Here is a 15,245-nt window from a genome sequence, read left to right as displayed (position 1 = left end):
GGCCCCTGACCTGGAGGACCAGAGGCCACCCGGGAACAATCAATCCTCTTCAGCCGTTCGCCTGTGCAGCGTCGCGACGGGCTGACTGTCGCCGACAGACTCAAGCGCGCCTACGAGATCTTCGCCGGTCCCGCCCAGAACGAACGCACTCGGGTCCACCCCCAACTGGGCCGCCAGCGTCGCCCCAACGCGGCGCAGGCTGGTTTCCAGGCTCTCCCCGTCGACAACGGGGCGTACCGCGAACATCACGACCTCACAGGAACCATCCGTGGCCAGGAATTGGAGTCCGGACGCCCCGATCGATTCCGCGATCGGGAGGGCCTGTCCCAACGCCGCCGCGACGTCTGCCCCGGGAAACCGATGACTCACCTTGGCGATCAGGTCAGAGTCGTCCCCCAAAGTGAAATCTTCCCGGACTCCGGGATCCCATTCCTCCAATTGCAGACCGCCGTGCGCGGCGTGCACGAGGTACAGCACATAGCCGCTGAACTCTTCCTCGTTGAACCAAAGGCTAGCGTAACCGCCATTCTCCGGGTCACCGAAGAAGTCCAGGTATTCATCGTTGAGCCGATGCTTGACAGCCACGGGCTTGACCGCGCTGCGCATGGCTTGCGCGGCAGTCTCCCCGGCCGCCCAGGGAGCGGCGCAGTAGAGGGTGGCGATGAAACCCCTGCGCGGGCTCTCCGGGTCACAGCGAATGATCTCCGCTGCGACTCCGCCGAACTCACCAGCCAGCGACTGGCATCGGTCGACCATCTCGGCGAGGTTCGCAGTGTCGACCCAGATGCCGATATGGACTTCGATACCAGCTTTTGGCAATCTCATCAATGCGTCACTCGTCCCTCGGGGGAAATATTGGCATGTCCATTTTTTGTGGCGAAGTAAACCATTTTACCATCCCCGCCGTCGAGCTGGACATCCCACTCGCTCTTTTTCGGATCCCACCGCCACTCGTGCCCATAGGCGTCAAAGTATGACCGCTTCAGGTCCTTTGAAATTTTGAAGCTGTCCGAGGGAACGAACCGAATCGGCCCCATAGTCGGCAACCGCGCATTCCGGACGGCATTACGGTATTGCGTTCCCATTCTGGCGAAGTACTGATCGGCGTCCCGCTGCAGGGTGTTCATCACGCTGAGCGCACGTTCGGCATGCGCCGGCGAAAGCCCCTTGACGTTGTGCAGGACGTTTTCCAGGAAGCCTGGCCGGGTGAAGTAAGCCGCCAGGTGCCCGAAGCTCTTCTCAAGCCTGCGGGCGGCCTTCGCCAGGTCGGCGCCCGCGCCGAGCCCGGGAATGGCTCCGGCGGCCGACATCAGCACGCCGGTCCAGTCGCCCTGGAACAGGCTCATCAGCCCGGAGCCGATGTCGCTGAGCGGGGTCGGGTCGAACATGCTCCCGAGGTCGAGCAGCAACCCCGCGATGTCGGCGACCGACATGCCGCCGTCGAGGATCATCTCCCGCGGCACCACCGGATCAGGAGCGTCGCCGCCGCCGGGCTCCGGGGTCACCGGATGCTCCCGCTGCGCCTTGGCTTCCGCATCACGCTTGTCCGTGTACGCCTTCAGCGCATCCGCGGCGGCTTGCGCGGCATCTGCGGCGGACTTGCCGGCGGAGATCGCCGACGCGCGCGCATCCGCCGCTGCCGCTTGCGCTTCAGCCGCGTAAACCCGGGCTCGCGCGGCAGAAGCCGAAGCCTCCGACGCCGACTGCTCGGCTGACCGGGCGGAGTTCTGCGCCGCGTTCGCGGCGTCCCGAGCCTGTTTTGCCGACCGCGCGGCCGCATCAGCGGATTCCTGCGCCTGGCGGGCGGATTCCTTGGCATCCCTGGCATAGCCGGCGGCTTCGTCCGCAGCCTGCTTCGCTTGGGCGGCGTAGACCTGCGCCTCCCCGGACGCCTGGCGTGCCACTGCCGCGGCGCGAGCCGCTTCGGCGGCTGTCGCCCGCGCCTCGGCCGCCAGCCGGGTCGCCTCCGCCACGTACCGCCGGACCTCGGCGGCGTGGGTCGCGGCATCGTTGTCCATCCGCTGGGCCTTGTACTGCCCGACCCGGATGAACGTCTTCAGGAACGAAGGCGGTCCGGACAACGCGACCTGGCCCGCTGCCTTCACGTTCGGCCCGCCGGCGCTGATAATTCGGCCCGCGGAGATCCGGTCGTCGTGCTCGGCCGCGACGTGCTGCCCGGTCGCGAGGAACTGTTCGACGTCGGCCGGGGTGCCGTCGAGCGCCCGTTGCGCCGCCTCGTTGGTAGCGGGGCCGCCGGTGCTCATGATCTGGCCGACCTTGACCCGGTCGTCGGCGACCTTCCCGTCGTAGTACTGGGTCCGCAGGAATTCCTGGACTCCCGAGTAGGCGCCGAACAGCACCCGTTCCGCCGCTGCTTTCTTGGCGGGCTTGTCGGTCTCGTCGGCCAGGTACGCGACCCGGGCCCGATCGTCCTGCTCGGCCGCGACCTGTCGCTGGGTTTGCACGAACGCCAGAACGTCCGCTTCGGTCCCGGCCAACGCCGCTTCCGAGGCCGCCGCGGTCCACGATCCGCCGGTCTTGCGCAACTGCACGGCGATCAGACGTCCGTCGGTCACCTTCGTCGCCGCCGGGGTGTTCGGCGCGGAGGCTTCTTCGATCAGCCGCCGGGTCTCCTGGTCCAGCCGGGCTGCCTCGGCGGCGTCCCACTCGGCGTCCGCTCGCCGGGTGTCGTACGCCTGTTTCGCCTGCTCTGCGACACCAATCGCCTCTGCGGTGTCGTTCTCGAGCCGGGCGGCCTCACTCGCCCGGGCAGTCTCTTCGATCTTCGCTGCCTGCGCGGCGGCAGCGGTCGCGGCGTCCGCCGCCCGCAGGGACGCGTCCGCATGTGTCGTGGCTTCCTTGGCCGCGTCCGTGGCCTCGCCGGCGTGTTTGGCCGCTTCGTCAGCCGCGTCCGCCGCCGCTTCGGCGTGTCCCGCTGCTGACCTGGCCGCATTGGCCGCGTCCGAGGCCTGAACGGCTGCCTGGTTAGCGAACGTCTCGGCTGCACCAGCCGCCCGATTGGCCTCGGCGGCTTTCCGCTTCGCGGTCGCCGCGGCGTTCCGAGCCCGCTGCGCCTCCGCGGTAGCACTGCCCACAAAACGGGCGGCATCCGCGGCCGCCGCTGCTGCCAGATCGGCGTTGACTCCCGCGCTCCTCGCCGAGCCGGCCGCGGAGGCCGCGCTGATCGCAGCGATTCCGGCAGCGACAGCGGCGTTGGCCGCGAGAGTTGCGGCCTGGGCCACTGTCCGGGCGTCGAAGGCTGCCTGACGCGCCCCGTCCGCGTTCTTCGCATCGGTAGCGGCCGCGGTCGCGGCGTTGCGCGCACGGATCGCCGCTTGCCCGGCTGCCGCTGCCGCCGAAGCCGCTTTGGCTGCCGCGTTAGCCGCGACTCGCGCCGCCTGGTTCGCCGCGTTGGCCGCAGCGATCGCGGCCTGCGCCGAATCGGCGGCACGACTGGCCGAATCCGCGGCCCGTCCGGCTGCCTCGGCCGCGCGGCCCGCATCCTTCTGCGCCGCTTCGGTTTCCTGCGCGGCTCGCTGCGCGGCTTCCTTCGCGAGCCGAGTCGCCTCGACCGCGCGCGCTGATGCTTCCTTGGCCGCCGCGGCCTCTCGCGTAGCTTCTTCGCCGGCGTCCTTGGCCAGCCCGGCAAGCTGTGCGACCGAGGTTGTCTCCTGGTCGCGCGCCCGTGCGAGGTATTGGCCGCTGCGCAGAAACTCGCTGACATCCTCCGCTGAGCCCGACAACGCGATCTGCGCGGCCTGCTTCACGTTCGGGCCGCCTTCGGACATGATCTGGCCGACCCGCACGCGGTTGTCCCGCTCAGCGGGTTCGTACTGGCCTTCCGCGAGGAACCGCCAGACGTCGTCGACCGTGCCGTTGAGCGCGGTCTGCGCGGCCTCGCGCACACCGCGGCCACCGGTGCTCATGATCTGGCCGACCCGCACTCGCAGGTCCTGCTCCAGCGGCACGCGCCAGCCGTCGGCGAGAAACGCCTGCACGTCCGCGGGCGCACCGTTGAGCGCGGCTTGTGCGGCTTCCCGCACCCCGCGTCCGCCAGTGCTCATGATCTGGCCGACCCGGACCCGGTCGTCCCGCTCCTTCGCCGCGGCCCCGCCAGTCCGCAGGAACTCCTTGACCTCATCGTCAGAGCCGGTCAAAGCGATCTCCGCGGCGCGCACCAACCCCGGCGTGCCCTCCTTCAGCATCGCCACCACGCGCGCCCGGTCCGAGCCGCTTCCGTCCGCGGCCGACGCCATGGGCCCGGCCTCGAGCGTTCCGCACAACACCGCGACCGCAGTGGCCAGCACGACGGCGGTCCGCCGTCTCCGGCCGCCGTTCGATCTTGTTCTCACTCCGCTCAATTCCCTCGATTCGCGAACGAACAAAACAGAGCGACGATAGCGATGCTTAATCGACAACCACCAGAGGCAATCGGGTTTATTCGCCGGCGGCCATCCGGCCTAGCGCGCCGAATAACACCAGAAGTTCACCAGAAGAACGTTACTTTCTCATGGTAAAGTGTAATCAAAGTCACAGTTATATAAACTTTACCTTCAAGAAATGCAAGAGAAATAGGTTCGCCTTATCGTTTTATCGCCGGGGCCGAACCCGGCCGAAGGCTTCACCCTGACCGACATTTCCGGAACGGGAACTGAGAAACGGGGAATCGTGCGTTTGTTTTCCAAGCGACTAGGGCTCGGCTGCGCAACACTGCTCGGCCTCACGACGGCGTTGTTCACGACTTCCGAAGCCGCCGCGAGCGGGGCCGCCGACGACACCGCCCCGCCGCCGCTGGTCGAGACCTACGACTACCCGGGTGCGGACAAGATCCTGGCAGAACGGAACATCACCCTGCTCAAGGGCGACGGGCACGTGCTGCTGGTCGACTGCGCCTCGGGCGGCGACCTGATCGTCGTGCAAAGCTACAAGATCAAAGGCGGAGATGCCTGCTTCCGGGTGACTGGGGTCCCGGGTTACGTGACCATGCAGATTCCGGAGACCTACTTCATCAAGGGCGACTCGCACACCGCGAAAGCCACGCTGACCGCCAAGAGCACGACCGAGAGCGTGGACATTCAGAAGGGGCAGTGGACGCCCGTCGGCGAGTCCATCCCCAAACACGACCCGGCGGCACTTCTCGAGATCCGGGTCACCGCCTAGCCCTCGATCTCTCCGCCGTTCGAATCCCTCGCTCGGCGGCCGACTTCTCCGGAACGCGGCTGCCGAGCGAGGACCGGCCAGCGCGCCTAACCCATCACAGCCGCGGCGAGCTCGAACTGCTCCCTCGCCGCCTCGTCCTCGCCCCGGGCCTGCAGGCAAGCCCCCAGCCGATTCCGGACCTCGATCTCCGCCCACGGCGACATTTGATCCGTCAACGCGTCCAGCGCCCGCAAGTGATATGAGAGCGCGACATCCAAACTCCCTAAGTCCTGCACCGCGGAACCAAGGCGAGAAAGCGAACTCACCAGCAACAGCCGATCCTCGACCCGCTCCGCCAATTCGACCGCCGCACGCAAGGGTTCCGCTGCTTCCGCCGAACGGCCCAGATGCAGCAGGACGCTGCCGATGTGGCTGGAGACCCGGCCCAGCATCGCCGGATTGCCCGTGGAGACCGCGACTTCCCGCGATTCGGCGAAACACTCGAGCGAGAGTTCGTAATCGCCCTGCTTGAAATGCACGTAACCGAGTCCGGAAACCGCCCGTTCGACCAGCCAGCTGTCCGCTACCTCGGTGGCCAGCGTTCGCGCCTCGGTCAAAACCTGCTCCGCTTCATCAAGCGGTCCGGCAAGCATCGTGACCATTCCCAGACCGCACAAACCTCGCGCTGTTTCCCGCCGGTCGCCGGCTTCGCGGCTGATTCGCAGTCCTTCTTCGCACCATTTCCGGGCCTGGGCGGAATCTCCCAGCGCGAGGTGCGCCCAGCCGAGCCCGAAGCGGAGTGCCGTCGCCATCCGCCGGTCCGCCACGTTGTCCACTTCGGACAGTGCGACTTCCAGCAGGGCAAGGCATTCCCGGTACCGGATGCGCCGCACGAGGTAGTCGACGGCGCCCTCGGCGATCCAGCACGCGTAGTCCGCGTGCCCGGCCGCGACCGCAGCCGAGACCACTTCCACCAGGTCGCCCGCCCGGTCCAGCCAGGCCGAGGCGTCCACCAGCCCGGCGAACGGCGAATCGGCGAGTTCCGGGCCGCTGGGGAAGCCTGGCTCGCCCCATTCGCTCGCCGCGCGGCAGGCGTGCAGGTACACCCCGAGCCCGCTGGCGACGTCGGGCTCGTCCGCGGCCAGGCGGCGCGCGTAGACCGCGACCAGGTCGTGCATCCGATACCGGCCCGCGGCGGGCGCCTGCACCAGGTTCGCGTCGACCAAGTCCTCCAGCACGCTTTCCGCGGCACGACGGGAGCAGCCGAGCATCGCGGCGAGGACCAGTTCGTCGAATTCGGGCGCGGGTGCGCGGCCCAGCGTGCGGAAGGCGCGTTGCGCGTCAGCCGGAAGCTGGTCGTAGGACAGCCGGAACGCGGCCTCGACGCTGCGTTCCTCGGCGGTCAGTTCGCCGAGCCTGCCGGTGTCGTCGGCGAGCCGGTCCGCCAGGTCGCGGAAAGTCCACATCGGACGGTTCTGCAACCGCGCTCCCGCGATGCGCAGGGCGAGCGGAAGCCGTCCGCACAGGCTGGCCAGTTCGCGCACCGCCTCACGTTCCTGACCCGCGCGAGCCGGGCCGACGATCCGGCTCAGCAGGCCAGCCGCTGCGTCGGAAGTCAACGGCCCCAAGGAAATCCGGCGTTCAACGTCCAATCCGGGCAGTCGGCGGCGGCTGGTGATCAGCACCCGGTTCCCGGTTCCGCCGGGCAGCAGCGGACGGACCTGTTCGGCGCTGACGGCGTCGTCCAGCACCATCACCAACCGCAGCGGAGCCGTCGCGGCGCGCCAGTTCGCGGACAGTTCGTCCAGGTCGTCCGGAATGTTCTGGTCGTTGACGCCCGCCGAACGCAGCAATCGGCGCACGACCCGCACCGGCGCGAGCGGAGCCCGGCTGGTGCTGTGCCCGTGCAGGCCGACGAACAGGCAGCCGTCGGGATGTTCCTCGCGCAGCAACTGGGCCGCGCGCACCGCCAGCGCCGTCTTGCCTGCCCCGGGCACACCGTCCACTGCGGACACCGCGCTCCCTGGCGAAGCGAGCCGGGCCAGTTCGTCGTCGCGACCGGCCAGCTCTCCGACGTCATTCGGCAATTCGTCCCGGATTCGCGGCGGCGGGGCAGGCCGGGACGCGACGCCGAGCGCGCCGTCGTCGCCGCGCAGCACCGCTTCGTGCACGCGACGCAGGTCCTCGCTGGGTTCGAGCCCCAGCTCATCGCGCATCCGGACGCGGAACTCGCGCCAGGTGTCGAGCGCGTCGGACTGCCGGCCAGCGCCGTAGAAGGCCCGCATGAGCAGGCCGGTCAGCGATTCGCGATCCGGATGCTCGGCGAGCAGCGCCGACACCTCGCTGATCGCCGATTCGTACTCCCCCAGCCGGATCAGCGCGTCCGTGCGGCCTTCGACCAGCCCGACGCGGCGTTCGCCGAACCGGCGGCGCTCCCGTTCGGCGAACGGGCCGGGCAGTCCGGCCAGCGGAACGCCCTCGTAAAAGGCCAGCGCCTGGCCGTACCCGTCCGCCGCCGCGGCGAGCGCACCGGCCGCGGCCGCCTTCTTCGCGCGGGCGGCGATCTCCTCGACCCGCACGGCGTCCACCCCGACGCCCGCCCCGGCGAGCCGGTATCCGCCGGGGTCGGTCCGCAGCACCGATTTCGCGTCCGCACCGGCCGCGGCCAGGGATCTCCGCAGCTGGTAGATGTAGCCGGGCACGCCGTCGCTCTCCGGCGGATGCTCGCCCCACACCCGGTCGACCAGCTCGGCCCGGCTGACCGTCACGTCCGGCCGCAGGAGCAGCGCCACCAGCATCGTCGTCCGCAGCACCGGCCCGAGTTGCAGCGGCTGCCCGCCGTACCAGCCGCGGACCGGCCCGAGCACGGCGAACTCCAGCCGGGACCCGGGCTCGCGCTCCGCCTCTCCCCGGCCGGTTCGCGCGGCACCCGATGACATACCGAGAGTTTAAAGCAGCTCCTCCGGTGTCCCCCAGGAGAGCTACCCGCAGGTGTCCACCTCGCGGGGACGATTCCGCACGGCCGAATCAGTAGCGTTTCCCCGGCCCCGGCACGGCCTTTCGTGAACCGGGTTCTGTCATGGAGGAGTATTCAATGCGCAAGGTCGGGGGAACCGCGGCGGTGCTCGCGGCTTGCCTGCTATTGGCGGGCTGCGACGAGGAATCGGAGGCGGATCCGGCGCCGAGCAGCGCACCGGTCAGCCAGGCCGCGTTCACCGGGGCGAAGAAAATCACCGTCGACGGCAAATCGGTGAACGTGTCCTGTTCGGGAAAGCTAGAAAAAGGCAAACCGGTAGTCGTTCTGCTGCACGGCGGCGGCGACGCACTGGACAAATTCGCCAGCCTCCAGGAAACGCTCGGCAAGAAGAACCGGGTGTGCTCCTACGACCGGCTCGGCGCGGGCGGCAGCGACCAGCCCGCCGGTCCGCAGACCTTCGAGACCACCGGAAAGGTGCTGACCGGCGTCCTCGGCCAGCTTGCCGCGGACTCCCCGGTCGTACTGGCCGGACATTCGCTCGGCGGGCTGATCGCCGCCCGCTACGCACCCGAACACCAGGACAAGGTCAACGGCCTCGTGCTGCTGGACGCCACCTCGCCGACGCAGAACGCCGATCTGGCCAGGGAAATCCCGGCCGACGCCACGGGGGACGCGGCCGATCTCCGCGCGCAGACCATAGCGGTCTTCAAAGGCGAAAGTCCGGAAAAGCTGGTCGTCGCCGACGCGGACGTGAAATCCGCCGGGGACATTCCGGTCGAGGTGATCAAGCACGGACAGCAATACCTGGCACAACTTCCGCAGTACGGCCCAGGCTTGGAACGAGCGTGGACCGAAGGCCAGGAAAAATGGCTCGCGATCTCCAGTCGCAGCAGACTGACCGTTGCGAAAACCAGCGGCCACTACATTTACGTGGACCAGCCGGACCTCGCCGTGCAGGAAATCGAGGACGTCGCCGCGCGAGCCGCGGGCTAATCGACCAGCCCGTGCCGATAAGCGTAAACGACCGCCTGCACTCGGTCACGGACGCCGAGTTTGGCGAGCATTCGCGAAACGTAAGTCTTCACTGTCTCCTGGCTGAGCACGAGCGTCGCGGCGATTTCGCTGTTGGAAAGGCCTTCCGCGACCAGGCGGAGGACTTCCAGCTCGCGCGGGGCCAGCGGGAGGTCACCCGGATCCGCGGCAGCGGGGCGGATCCGGGTGGCGTACCGGCCCACGAGCTGGCGCGTCACCTCGGGATCCAGCAGCGCCGCGCCGGCCGCGACCGTCCGGATCCCGTGCAGCAGCTGGTCCGGCGGAGCGTCCTTGAGCAGGAACCCGGCGGCCCCGGCGCGCAACGCCTGGTAGACGTTCTCGTCGAGGTTGAAGTTGGTCACCACCAGCACTTTCACCGGTGCCGCGACGTCGGGGCCGGCCAGCAGCCGGGTCGCGGTGATGCCGTCGAGCACCGGCATCCGCACGTCCATCACGACGACGTCCGGGCTCAGCTCGCGGGCCAGCTTGACCGCGGCCTGCCCGTCACCGCATTCGCCGACGACCTCCAGGTCCGGCTGCGCGTCGATGATCGTCACCAGGCCGGTCCGGACCAGCACCTGGTCGTCGGCCACGAGGACCCGCAACGGCGCGCTCACGCCGGAATCCGGGCCCGGACGCAGAACCCGCCGCCCTCGCCGCGGCCCGCGCTGAAGTCGCCGCCGACGTCGTCCACCCGATCCCGCAGCCCAGCCAGCCCGCGCCCGCTGCCGCCGACGACCAGGTCGGTCTCACTGTCAGTACGGACTTCCACGGTGATGTCCTCCTCGCCGTGCCGCACCCGCACCGACGTCGGGCTGCCGTGTGCGTGCTTGAGCGCGTTGGTCAGCGCCTCCTGCACGACCCGGTACGCCACCGGCGCCGCTCCCGATTCCGCCGGAGTGCCCACCTCGGTGAACTCCACCGGCTGCCCCGCTCGCCGCGTCCGCTCGACCAACGTGTCCAGCCCGAGGTCCGGCGGGGCGCCGGGATTGAGCACGTCGAGCAGATTCCGCAGCTCAGCGATGGCCTGCCGCCCGGTGCCGGTGACTGCGGCGAGCGTCTGGTCGAGCCGATCGCCGGTGAGGTACCGCGCCGATTCGGTCTGCACGACCATCGCCGTCACGTGATGGGTCACGACGTCGTGCAGCTCGCGCGCGATCCGCGCCCGTTCGGCCGCACGCGTTTCCGCAGCGACCCGACGACGCCGTTCGACCTCCGCGGCGCGGGTCGAGCGCAGCCACGCCCCGATCCCCCACACGACGACCAGCGACAGGTAGAACGCGACCACTCCCGCCGCCGGTTCACCGCCGCCACGCAGCGGAAACGCGGCCACGAACAGCAGATACGCCACCGTGAACCCGATCGCCGCCGCACGCCTTCCCCGATCCGCCCGCCAACCGGCGTTCAGCACCGCGACCGGCAACGCCGAACCGGCGAACGAGTGGTAGCCGCACAGCTGGTCGATCGCGAACCCGGCCGTCACCAGCGCGAGCACCGCGATCGGCCACCGGCGGGCTGCCGCGAGCGACAACGACTGCAGCGCGACCGCCGCGACCGCCAGCGCGTCGAACGGCCGCGACGGCAACCCGCCGAACTGCGTCCCGAACGTCTGCAGCGAGGGGAGCAGCGACCCGGCGAAGAACGCCAGTCCGAGCAGGGGGAACCACACCGCGTGCCGAGATGCCGAGACCCGCCGGAGGTTGATCACCCGGCGAGTGTATTCGGGACGAACAGGACGCCGGACCCGATCATGCGGCACCATGGACGGCGGGGCACGAGTCCTGCCCTGCTTCAGGCTGATTCGCGACCGGTTCGATCAGCCTCGGCCTTTGTTGGCTACCCACTCGTCGCGGGTCAACGCGTACTCGACTTCGCCGTGTTCGGTGCCTGGCAACGGATCGTCGAAGTGGACGTGGAACGTGCGGACGTAAGTCAGCCCGGACCGTTCCATCACCCGGCGCGACGGGGTGTTCACCGCCATCGTCTGCGCCCATACCCGCTGCGTGCCGAGTTCACTGAATCCTTTGTGGATCACCGCCCGCGCGCCTTCCGTCGCGTAGCCGCGACCCCAGGCTTTCGCCATCAGCCGGTAGCCGAGTTCCAGCTCTGCCGTGCTGCCGTCCTCCGGTGGATCGAGCGAAATCCAGCCGATGAACTCGCCGGTCTCCCGCTCGATCGCCGCCCACCGTCCGGCCGGTCCGTTGTGGTAATCCCGGAGGATGGCGGGGAGGATCTTGTGCTCGACCTCGGCACGGGGCGTCGGCTCGCCGGTCAGGAACCGCATGACCTGCGGGTCGCTGTCGAGCTGGACCAGGTTCTCGACGTCGTCTTCGGTGAATCGCCGCAACAGCAACCGATCCGTCTCCAGGAACGTCACCGGCCCGCCAATCCGGCCGCCGCCGCGAGCCGGTCGCGCGATTCCAGCAATTGGCTCTTGAGCTTCGGCAAATCAACCCCCAGCAGCTTCCCGTTCCGCTTAACCGCCTTTCCCCCAACGAAGACGCTGTCCACCAACCCTGGATGCGCGGCGGTGACCACTGTGGACACCGGATCGTTGACCGGAAACACCGACAGGTCCTCCGCGTCGATGAGCACCAGATCAGCGTCCTTCCCAACACTGATGCTTCCCGTCCGATCCTCTCGCCCGCAAGTTCGGGCACCGTCCACAGTGGCGAACTCCAGCAGATCTCGCGCGACCAGGCTGCCGTCGAGACCGCGCTGTGCCGCGAACGCCGTACGCATAGCCGAAAACATGTCACCTCCTACTGCCGGGCAGTCGTCAATCGACAACGACGGCCGGATCCCGGCGGCCAGCAGACGCCCGGTTTCCGGCCACCCGAACCCCATTTTGAGCTCGACGTCCGGGCTGACCGTCACCGAACAGCCCACGTCCGCGAGGATCGCCAACTGCTCGTCGGTGAGGCCGTTGCCATGAACGATTGTCGTCCGGTCGTCAAGCAGTTTTCGTTCGCGCATCTCGGGAATCGAGTCGCGAACCGAGCGGTGGATGTGCACGCTCACCCTGAGCCCGAGCTCCCGCGCTAACGCGACGTCGGCGGCCGTAGTGTCCATTGTGGTCAACATCGGCCCACGCAGCCCGAACGCCATTTCGTCGCCGGTCAGCCGGTTCCGCACTCGCGCGGTGTCGGCGGGGTCCAGCGCGCTGTAACAGAAGATCGACCTTCCGGGAGCCTCCTGAAGCGCGTCGATCGCCGCGTCGGCGTTCTCCGGCCGGTCAGAGCAGTGGAACCAGTCGAGCATCGTCGTCACACCCGAATTGAGCGCTTCGAGCCGCCCCAGCAGATTGCCGAGATACACATCCTCCGGCCGGTAGTGCGGCCTCAGCTTCTCGTGCATCGTCTCGCGGTATTCGGCGAACGTCCAGTCCGCACCGATCCCCCGAAACGCCGTCTGCCAGGTGTGCCGATGAGTATCCACGAACCCAGGCAGGACGATCTTGCCCGCCGCGTCCACGACCTCAGCGTCGGCTTGGAGCGCGGTGCCGACCGCCGCGATCTGCCCGTCCTCGATCAGCACGTCGCCACGCGGGAGATCCCCGACCTCCGGATCGAGACTGACCACAGTGCCGTTCCGCAGCAACGTCCGCATGAACCCTCCCCAAAGTTGATGCATCAACTCTAGGGCGGGTCGAGTTGATGAGTCAACTGCCGAGGTACGCTCCCTGCCCATGACGCCCGACGACTGGGAGCTGTGGAACGCCTGGGTGCGCGCCCAACGCCTGCTCACCCGCGAGCTGGACCGCGGACTGCAGCGTGACTGCGGCATCTCGAAGGCCGAGTTCAGCGTCCTCGTGACCCTGTGGCGAACCCCCGGCCACGAGGCGCGCGTCGCCGACTTGGTCGAGGCCCTCGGCTGGGAAAAGAGCCGCCTCTCGCACCAGCTGACGAGGATGGAGTCGCGCGACCTGGTCACCCCGACCCGCAGCGGCCCCAGCGGCCGGCGCACCGGAATCAGCCTCACCGCACACGGCCGTACGGTCATTCAGGAAGCCTTGGTGGTCCACGGCAACAACATCCGCCGCCACTTCCTGGACGAGCTGACCCCCTCACAGGCCGCCGCGATCCGGTCCTGGGCCGAACAGACGATCGAGCGTATCGAGCCAGCCGGCTGACCGGACGCTACCGTGTTCCGAAGATGAGTACAGGTATCCGAAAGGTTGATGCCATGAGCGACGCACCGGGCAAAGCAGCGTCGCCGGCCGCGGACCGGACGCTGACCGTGCTGGAAGCCCTCGTGCGGGCCGAGGAACCGCTGACGCTGACCGCGCTCGCCAAGGCTGCCGGGGTGCCGCTCGCCACCTGCGCTTCTATCGCTTACACGCTGGAGCAGCGGGGGTATGCCGTGCGGCGGGTCGTTGGCCGGAGCCACTTCTGGCGGCCTACGTTGCGTCTCTATGGGCTGGCCATCGAGTTGGTCCGGAAGGTCGATCTGCCGTCCATCGTCCAGGCCGACCTGCGGCGTCTTGCGGAGAGCCTGGGGATGCCTGCGCATGTGGGGATCTTGGAGGATGCTTCGGTCGTTTATGTGGCTAAGGCTTCTACGCCTGGGTTTGTTCAGTTCGATACTTATCGGGGGAAGGTTGCTCCGTTCGACCTGACTGCTCTTGGGCGGGCGATCGCTGCGCATCTGCCGGAGGCTGAGTTGAAGCCGTTGTTGTCCCGTCTTTCGCTCGGGGCTGGGCCGAAAGCTGCTGCGCCGGATGCTGGTCAGTTTCTGGCTTTGCTGGCGAAGGTGCGGGCGGATGGGTATGCGATTGAGAGCGAGGAGGAGCAGGCGGAGATCGCTTGCCTTGCCGCGCCGTTCTTTGACGCTGAGGGTGCTGTCGCAGGGGCCGTTGGGGTGACGGGGTTTGCGCGGCAGTTGGTTGGGGAGAAGCGGAAGGCTGCGGTGCGGGGTGTGGTGCAGGTGGGGCAGGAGGTCTCGCGACGACTGGGGTTTGCGGTGTGAGTATTCACCGGAGGCGAATCTCTGCTGCACGCCGCCAGCAGGGAGGCCGCCAGTTTGCATCAACTGCTGGCGAAGACCTGGTCCATCGCCTGCTTCACGCTCTCTCGGTCCTCCGCGCCGACGTCTAAGTCGATGCTCTGATGGACTGGCAAGCTGAGGATGCCTGCAGCTTCTTCGCTGAGCGTTACCTCCAAAGTGCTTCCGTTAAGCACGAATCCAGTGATGCCGCCGTAGCAAGTCGCGCCGTCTTCAGTCATTAAGCAGTACGTGTCGTGCCCCAGTTCCACATCCTGCTGGGAGAACTCACCGAGCTGCCGCTGGATTAAAAGACTTCTTCCCGAGCCATCCGCTTCCTCGCTGAAGCCGATCGTGAGAATCTTGGATTCCTCATCCAACTGCACGACAGTCGATCTTGCCATCCGCATTCTTGCCTCCGCTGGATCGTCAAAGCCGCCGAACCAGCGGCCGCCCTCCCCGACCAACACGACCAGATGGTCCTGGCCGACTTCCCCGACGGGCACCAACGCAGTCTCCGCACGATCAACGTAACTTTCAACCCACCGCGGGTCGAAATTCCCGAGCAATCGAGCCGCGGACAACTGGAGATCACCCGGGAAGCGACCGGGGGCCCGGCCAGCTTGCCTCAGCAATTTATTCGAAGGTCGCTCGATCATTTCCCTCAAAACACCGAAGAGGGGCTGCCGGAGCGGCAGGGTTCGCGACAGTTGGCCGAGGCTAAACGGAATGCCGGGGCTCGGACAGGACAGGGGGTTTCACGGCGACCGGGGTTGCGTCGCGGATCCTCCGGAGGTTCCCCGCCCGCCATTCCTTTAATCTTGAGTGCCAAATTTTCGCGCCGCTTTTTCCACTCGCCGCTGGAAGCGCTCGTCGGACCTTCTCGTATCAGCCCACGCCGCCGAGTTGTGGACAAGCAGCTTGGCCTCATTGACCGAGATCTCAGCAATCCTCGAAACCACATCGATACAGCCGATCTTAGGACACCCCATGCCGCGCAGTCCGGCTATCAGCTCCTCACGAGAAGCTCCTTGACTCAGCAAACGTCGCGCACCCTCGTCGTACTCATAGAAGTCAATTTCCCTCATTTCAAATACTTCATCATCCGCCATCG

General features: G+C 67.9%; 13 protein-coding genes. 4 read left to right on the top strand and 9 right to left on the bottom strand.

The window, feature by feature from the left end; all coding sequences use genetic code 11:
* Nucleotides 1-39 precede the first annotated feature (39 nt).
* On the bottom strand, nucleotides 40-825 hold the full coding sequence (locus ACFORO_RS09815) for a hypothetical protein (RefSeq protein WP_377872023.1): 786 nt from the start codon (nucleotides 823-825) through the stop codon (nucleotides 40-42).
* A complete protein-coding gene (locus tag ACFORO_RS09810) occupies nucleotides 825-4,307 on the bottom strand; it encodes a polymorphic toxin type 17 domain-containing protein (protein ID WP_377872024.1) in 3,483 nt (1,160 codons plus the stop codon). Before ACFORO_RS09810 ends, ACFORO_RS09815 begins: the two co-directional genes overlap by 1 nt.
* Before the next feature lie 361 nt (nucleotides 4,308-4,668).
* On the opposite strand from ACFORO_RS09810, the gene ACFORO_RS09805 reads away from it, so the two are divergent.
* Nucleotides 4,669-5,160: a hypothetical protein gene (locus ACFORO_RS09805; protein ID WP_377872025.1), complete on the top strand. Its 492-nt coding sequence runs from the start codon at nucleotides 4,669-4,671 to the stop codon at nucleotides 5,158-5,160.
* Between the two features lie 86 nt (nucleotides 5,161-5,246).
* Here the strand turns inward: ACFORO_RS09805 and ACFORO_RS09800 are convergent, their stop codons facing one another.
* Nucleotides 5,247-8,078: an AfsR/SARP family transcriptional regulator gene (locus ACFORO_RS09800; RefSeq protein WP_377872026.1), complete on the bottom strand. Its 2,832-nt coding sequence runs from the start codon at nucleotides 8,076-8,078 to the stop codon at nucleotides 5,247-5,249.
* Between the two features lie 155 nt (nucleotides 8,079-8,233).
* Between ACFORO_RS09800 and ACFORO_RS09795 the strand changes: the two genes are divergently transcribed.
* Complete coding sequence (locus ACFORO_RS09795; protein ID WP_377872027.1) at nucleotides 8,234-9,109, top strand: alpha/beta fold hydrolase; 876 nt, start codon at nucleotides 8,234-8,236, stop codon at nucleotides 9,107-9,109.
* Here the strand turns inward: ACFORO_RS09795 and ACFORO_RS09790 are convergent.
* The 4 genes from ACFORO_RS09790 to ACFORO_RS09775 all read right to left on the bottom strand — a co-directional run bounded on the left by ACFORO_RS09790 (nucleotide 9,106) and on the right by ACFORO_RS09775 (nucleotide 12,757).
* Nucleotides 9,106-9,765, bottom strand: coding sequence for a response regulator (locus tag ACFORO_RS09790; RefSeq protein ID WP_377872028.1), 660 nt, complete (start codon nucleotides 9,763-9,765; stop codon nucleotides 9,106-9,108). The genes ACFORO_RS09795 and ACFORO_RS09790 overlap by 4 nt on opposite strands.
* Nucleotides 9,762-10,856 (bottom strand): sensor histidine kinase, encoded by a 1,095-nt coding sequence (locus ACFORO_RS09785; RefSeq protein WP_377872030.1) that lies wholly within the window; start codon nucleotides 10,854-10,856, stop codon nucleotides 9,762-9,764. Before ACFORO_RS09785 ends, ACFORO_RS09790 begins: the two co-directional genes overlap by 4 nt.
* Before the next feature lie 108 nt (nucleotides 10,857-10,964).
* On the bottom strand, nucleotides 10,965-11,525 hold the full coding sequence (locus tag ACFORO_RS09780) for a GNAT family N-acetyltransferase (RefSeq protein WP_377872031.1): 561 nt from the start codon (nucleotides 11,523-11,525) through the stop codon (nucleotides 10,965-10,967).
* The gene (locus ACFORO_RS09775; protein ID WP_377872032.1) at nucleotides 11,522-12,757 is read right to left on the bottom strand and encodes an amidohydrolase family protein; all 1,236 of its coding nucleotides are present in this window, start codon (nucleotides 12,755-12,757) and stop codon (nucleotides 11,522-11,524) included. The genes ACFORO_RS09780 and ACFORO_RS09775 overlap by 4 nt, the downstream gene beginning before the upstream one ends.
* Nucleotides 12,758-12,836: 79 nt before the next feature.
* Between ACFORO_RS09775 and ACFORO_RS09770 the strand changes: the two genes are divergently transcribed.
* Both ACFORO_RS09770 and ACFORO_RS09765 read left to right on the top strand, forming a co-directional pair.
* Nucleotides 12,837-13,280: a MarR family winged helix-turn-helix transcriptional regulator gene (locus ACFORO_RS09770; protein ID WP_377872033.1), complete on the top strand. Its 444-nt coding sequence runs from the start codon at nucleotides 12,837-12,839 to the stop codon at nucleotides 13,278-13,280.
* 53 nt (nucleotides 13,281-13,333) lie between these two features.
* Entirely contained in the window at nucleotides 13,334-14,116 is a 783-nt protein-coding gene (locus tag ACFORO_RS09765) for an IclR family transcriptional regulator (RefSeq protein ID WP_354743893.1), read from the top strand.
* A 59-nt stretch (nucleotides 14,117-14,175) separates the two neighbouring features.
* Here ACFORO_RS09765 and ACFORO_RS09760 read toward each other — a convergent pair whose 3' ends face one another.
* On the bottom strand, nucleotides 14,176-14,637 hold the full coding sequence (locus tag ACFORO_RS09760; RefSeq protein ID WP_377872034.1) for an Imm10 family immunity protein: 462 nt from the start codon (nucleotides 14,635-14,637) through the stop codon (nucleotides 14,176-14,178).
* 309 nt (nucleotides 14,638-14,946) lie between these two features.
* The gene (locus tag ACFORO_RS09755) at nucleotides 14,947-15,243 is read right to left on the bottom strand and encodes a hypothetical protein (protein WP_377872035.1); all 297 of its coding nucleotides are present in this window, start codon (nucleotides 15,241-15,243) and stop codon (nucleotides 14,947-14,949) included.
* Nucleotides 15,244-15,245: the final 2 nt, after the last annotated feature.

This window comes from Amycolatopsis halotolerans, assembly GCF_042647905.1.
Taxonomy (GTDB): Bacteria; Actinomycetota; Actinomycetes; order Mycobacteriales; family Pseudonocardiaceae; genus Amycolatopsis; species Amycolatopsis halotolerans.
The sequence above is the reverse complement of the archived record's forward strand: the minus strand, read 5'-3'. Positions and strand labels throughout refer to the sequence as shown.

Coding starts and splice junctions, on each gene's coding strand:
- ACFORO_RS09815 (WP_377872023.1), bottom strand. CDS start 825: ATGAGATTGCCAAAAGCTGGTATCGAAGTCCATATCGGCATCTGGGTC.
- ACFORO_RS09800 (WP_377872026.1), bottom strand. CDS start 8,078: ATGTCATCGGGTGCCGCGCGAACCGGCCGGGGAGAGGCGGAGCGCGAG.
- ACFORO_RS09795 (WP_377872027.1), top strand. CDS start 8,234: ATGCGCAAGGTCGGGGGAACCGCGGCGGTGCTCGCGGCTTGCCTGCTA.
- ACFORO_RS09775 (WP_377872032.1), bottom strand. CDS start 12,757: ATGCGGACGTTGCTGCGGAACGGCACTGTGGTCAGTCTCGATCCGGAG.
- ACFORO_RS09770 (WP_377872033.1), top strand. CDS start 12,837: ATGACGCCCGACGACTGGGAGCTGTGGAACGCCTGGGTGCGCGCCCAA.
- ACFORO_RS09765 (WP_354743893.1), top strand. CDS start 13,334: ATGAGCGACGCACCGGGCAAAGCAGCGTCGCCGGCCGCGGACCGGACG.
- ACFORO_RS09755 (WP_377872035.1), bottom strand. CDS start 15,243: ATGGCGGATGATGAAGTATTTGAAATGAGGGAAATTGACTTCTATGAG.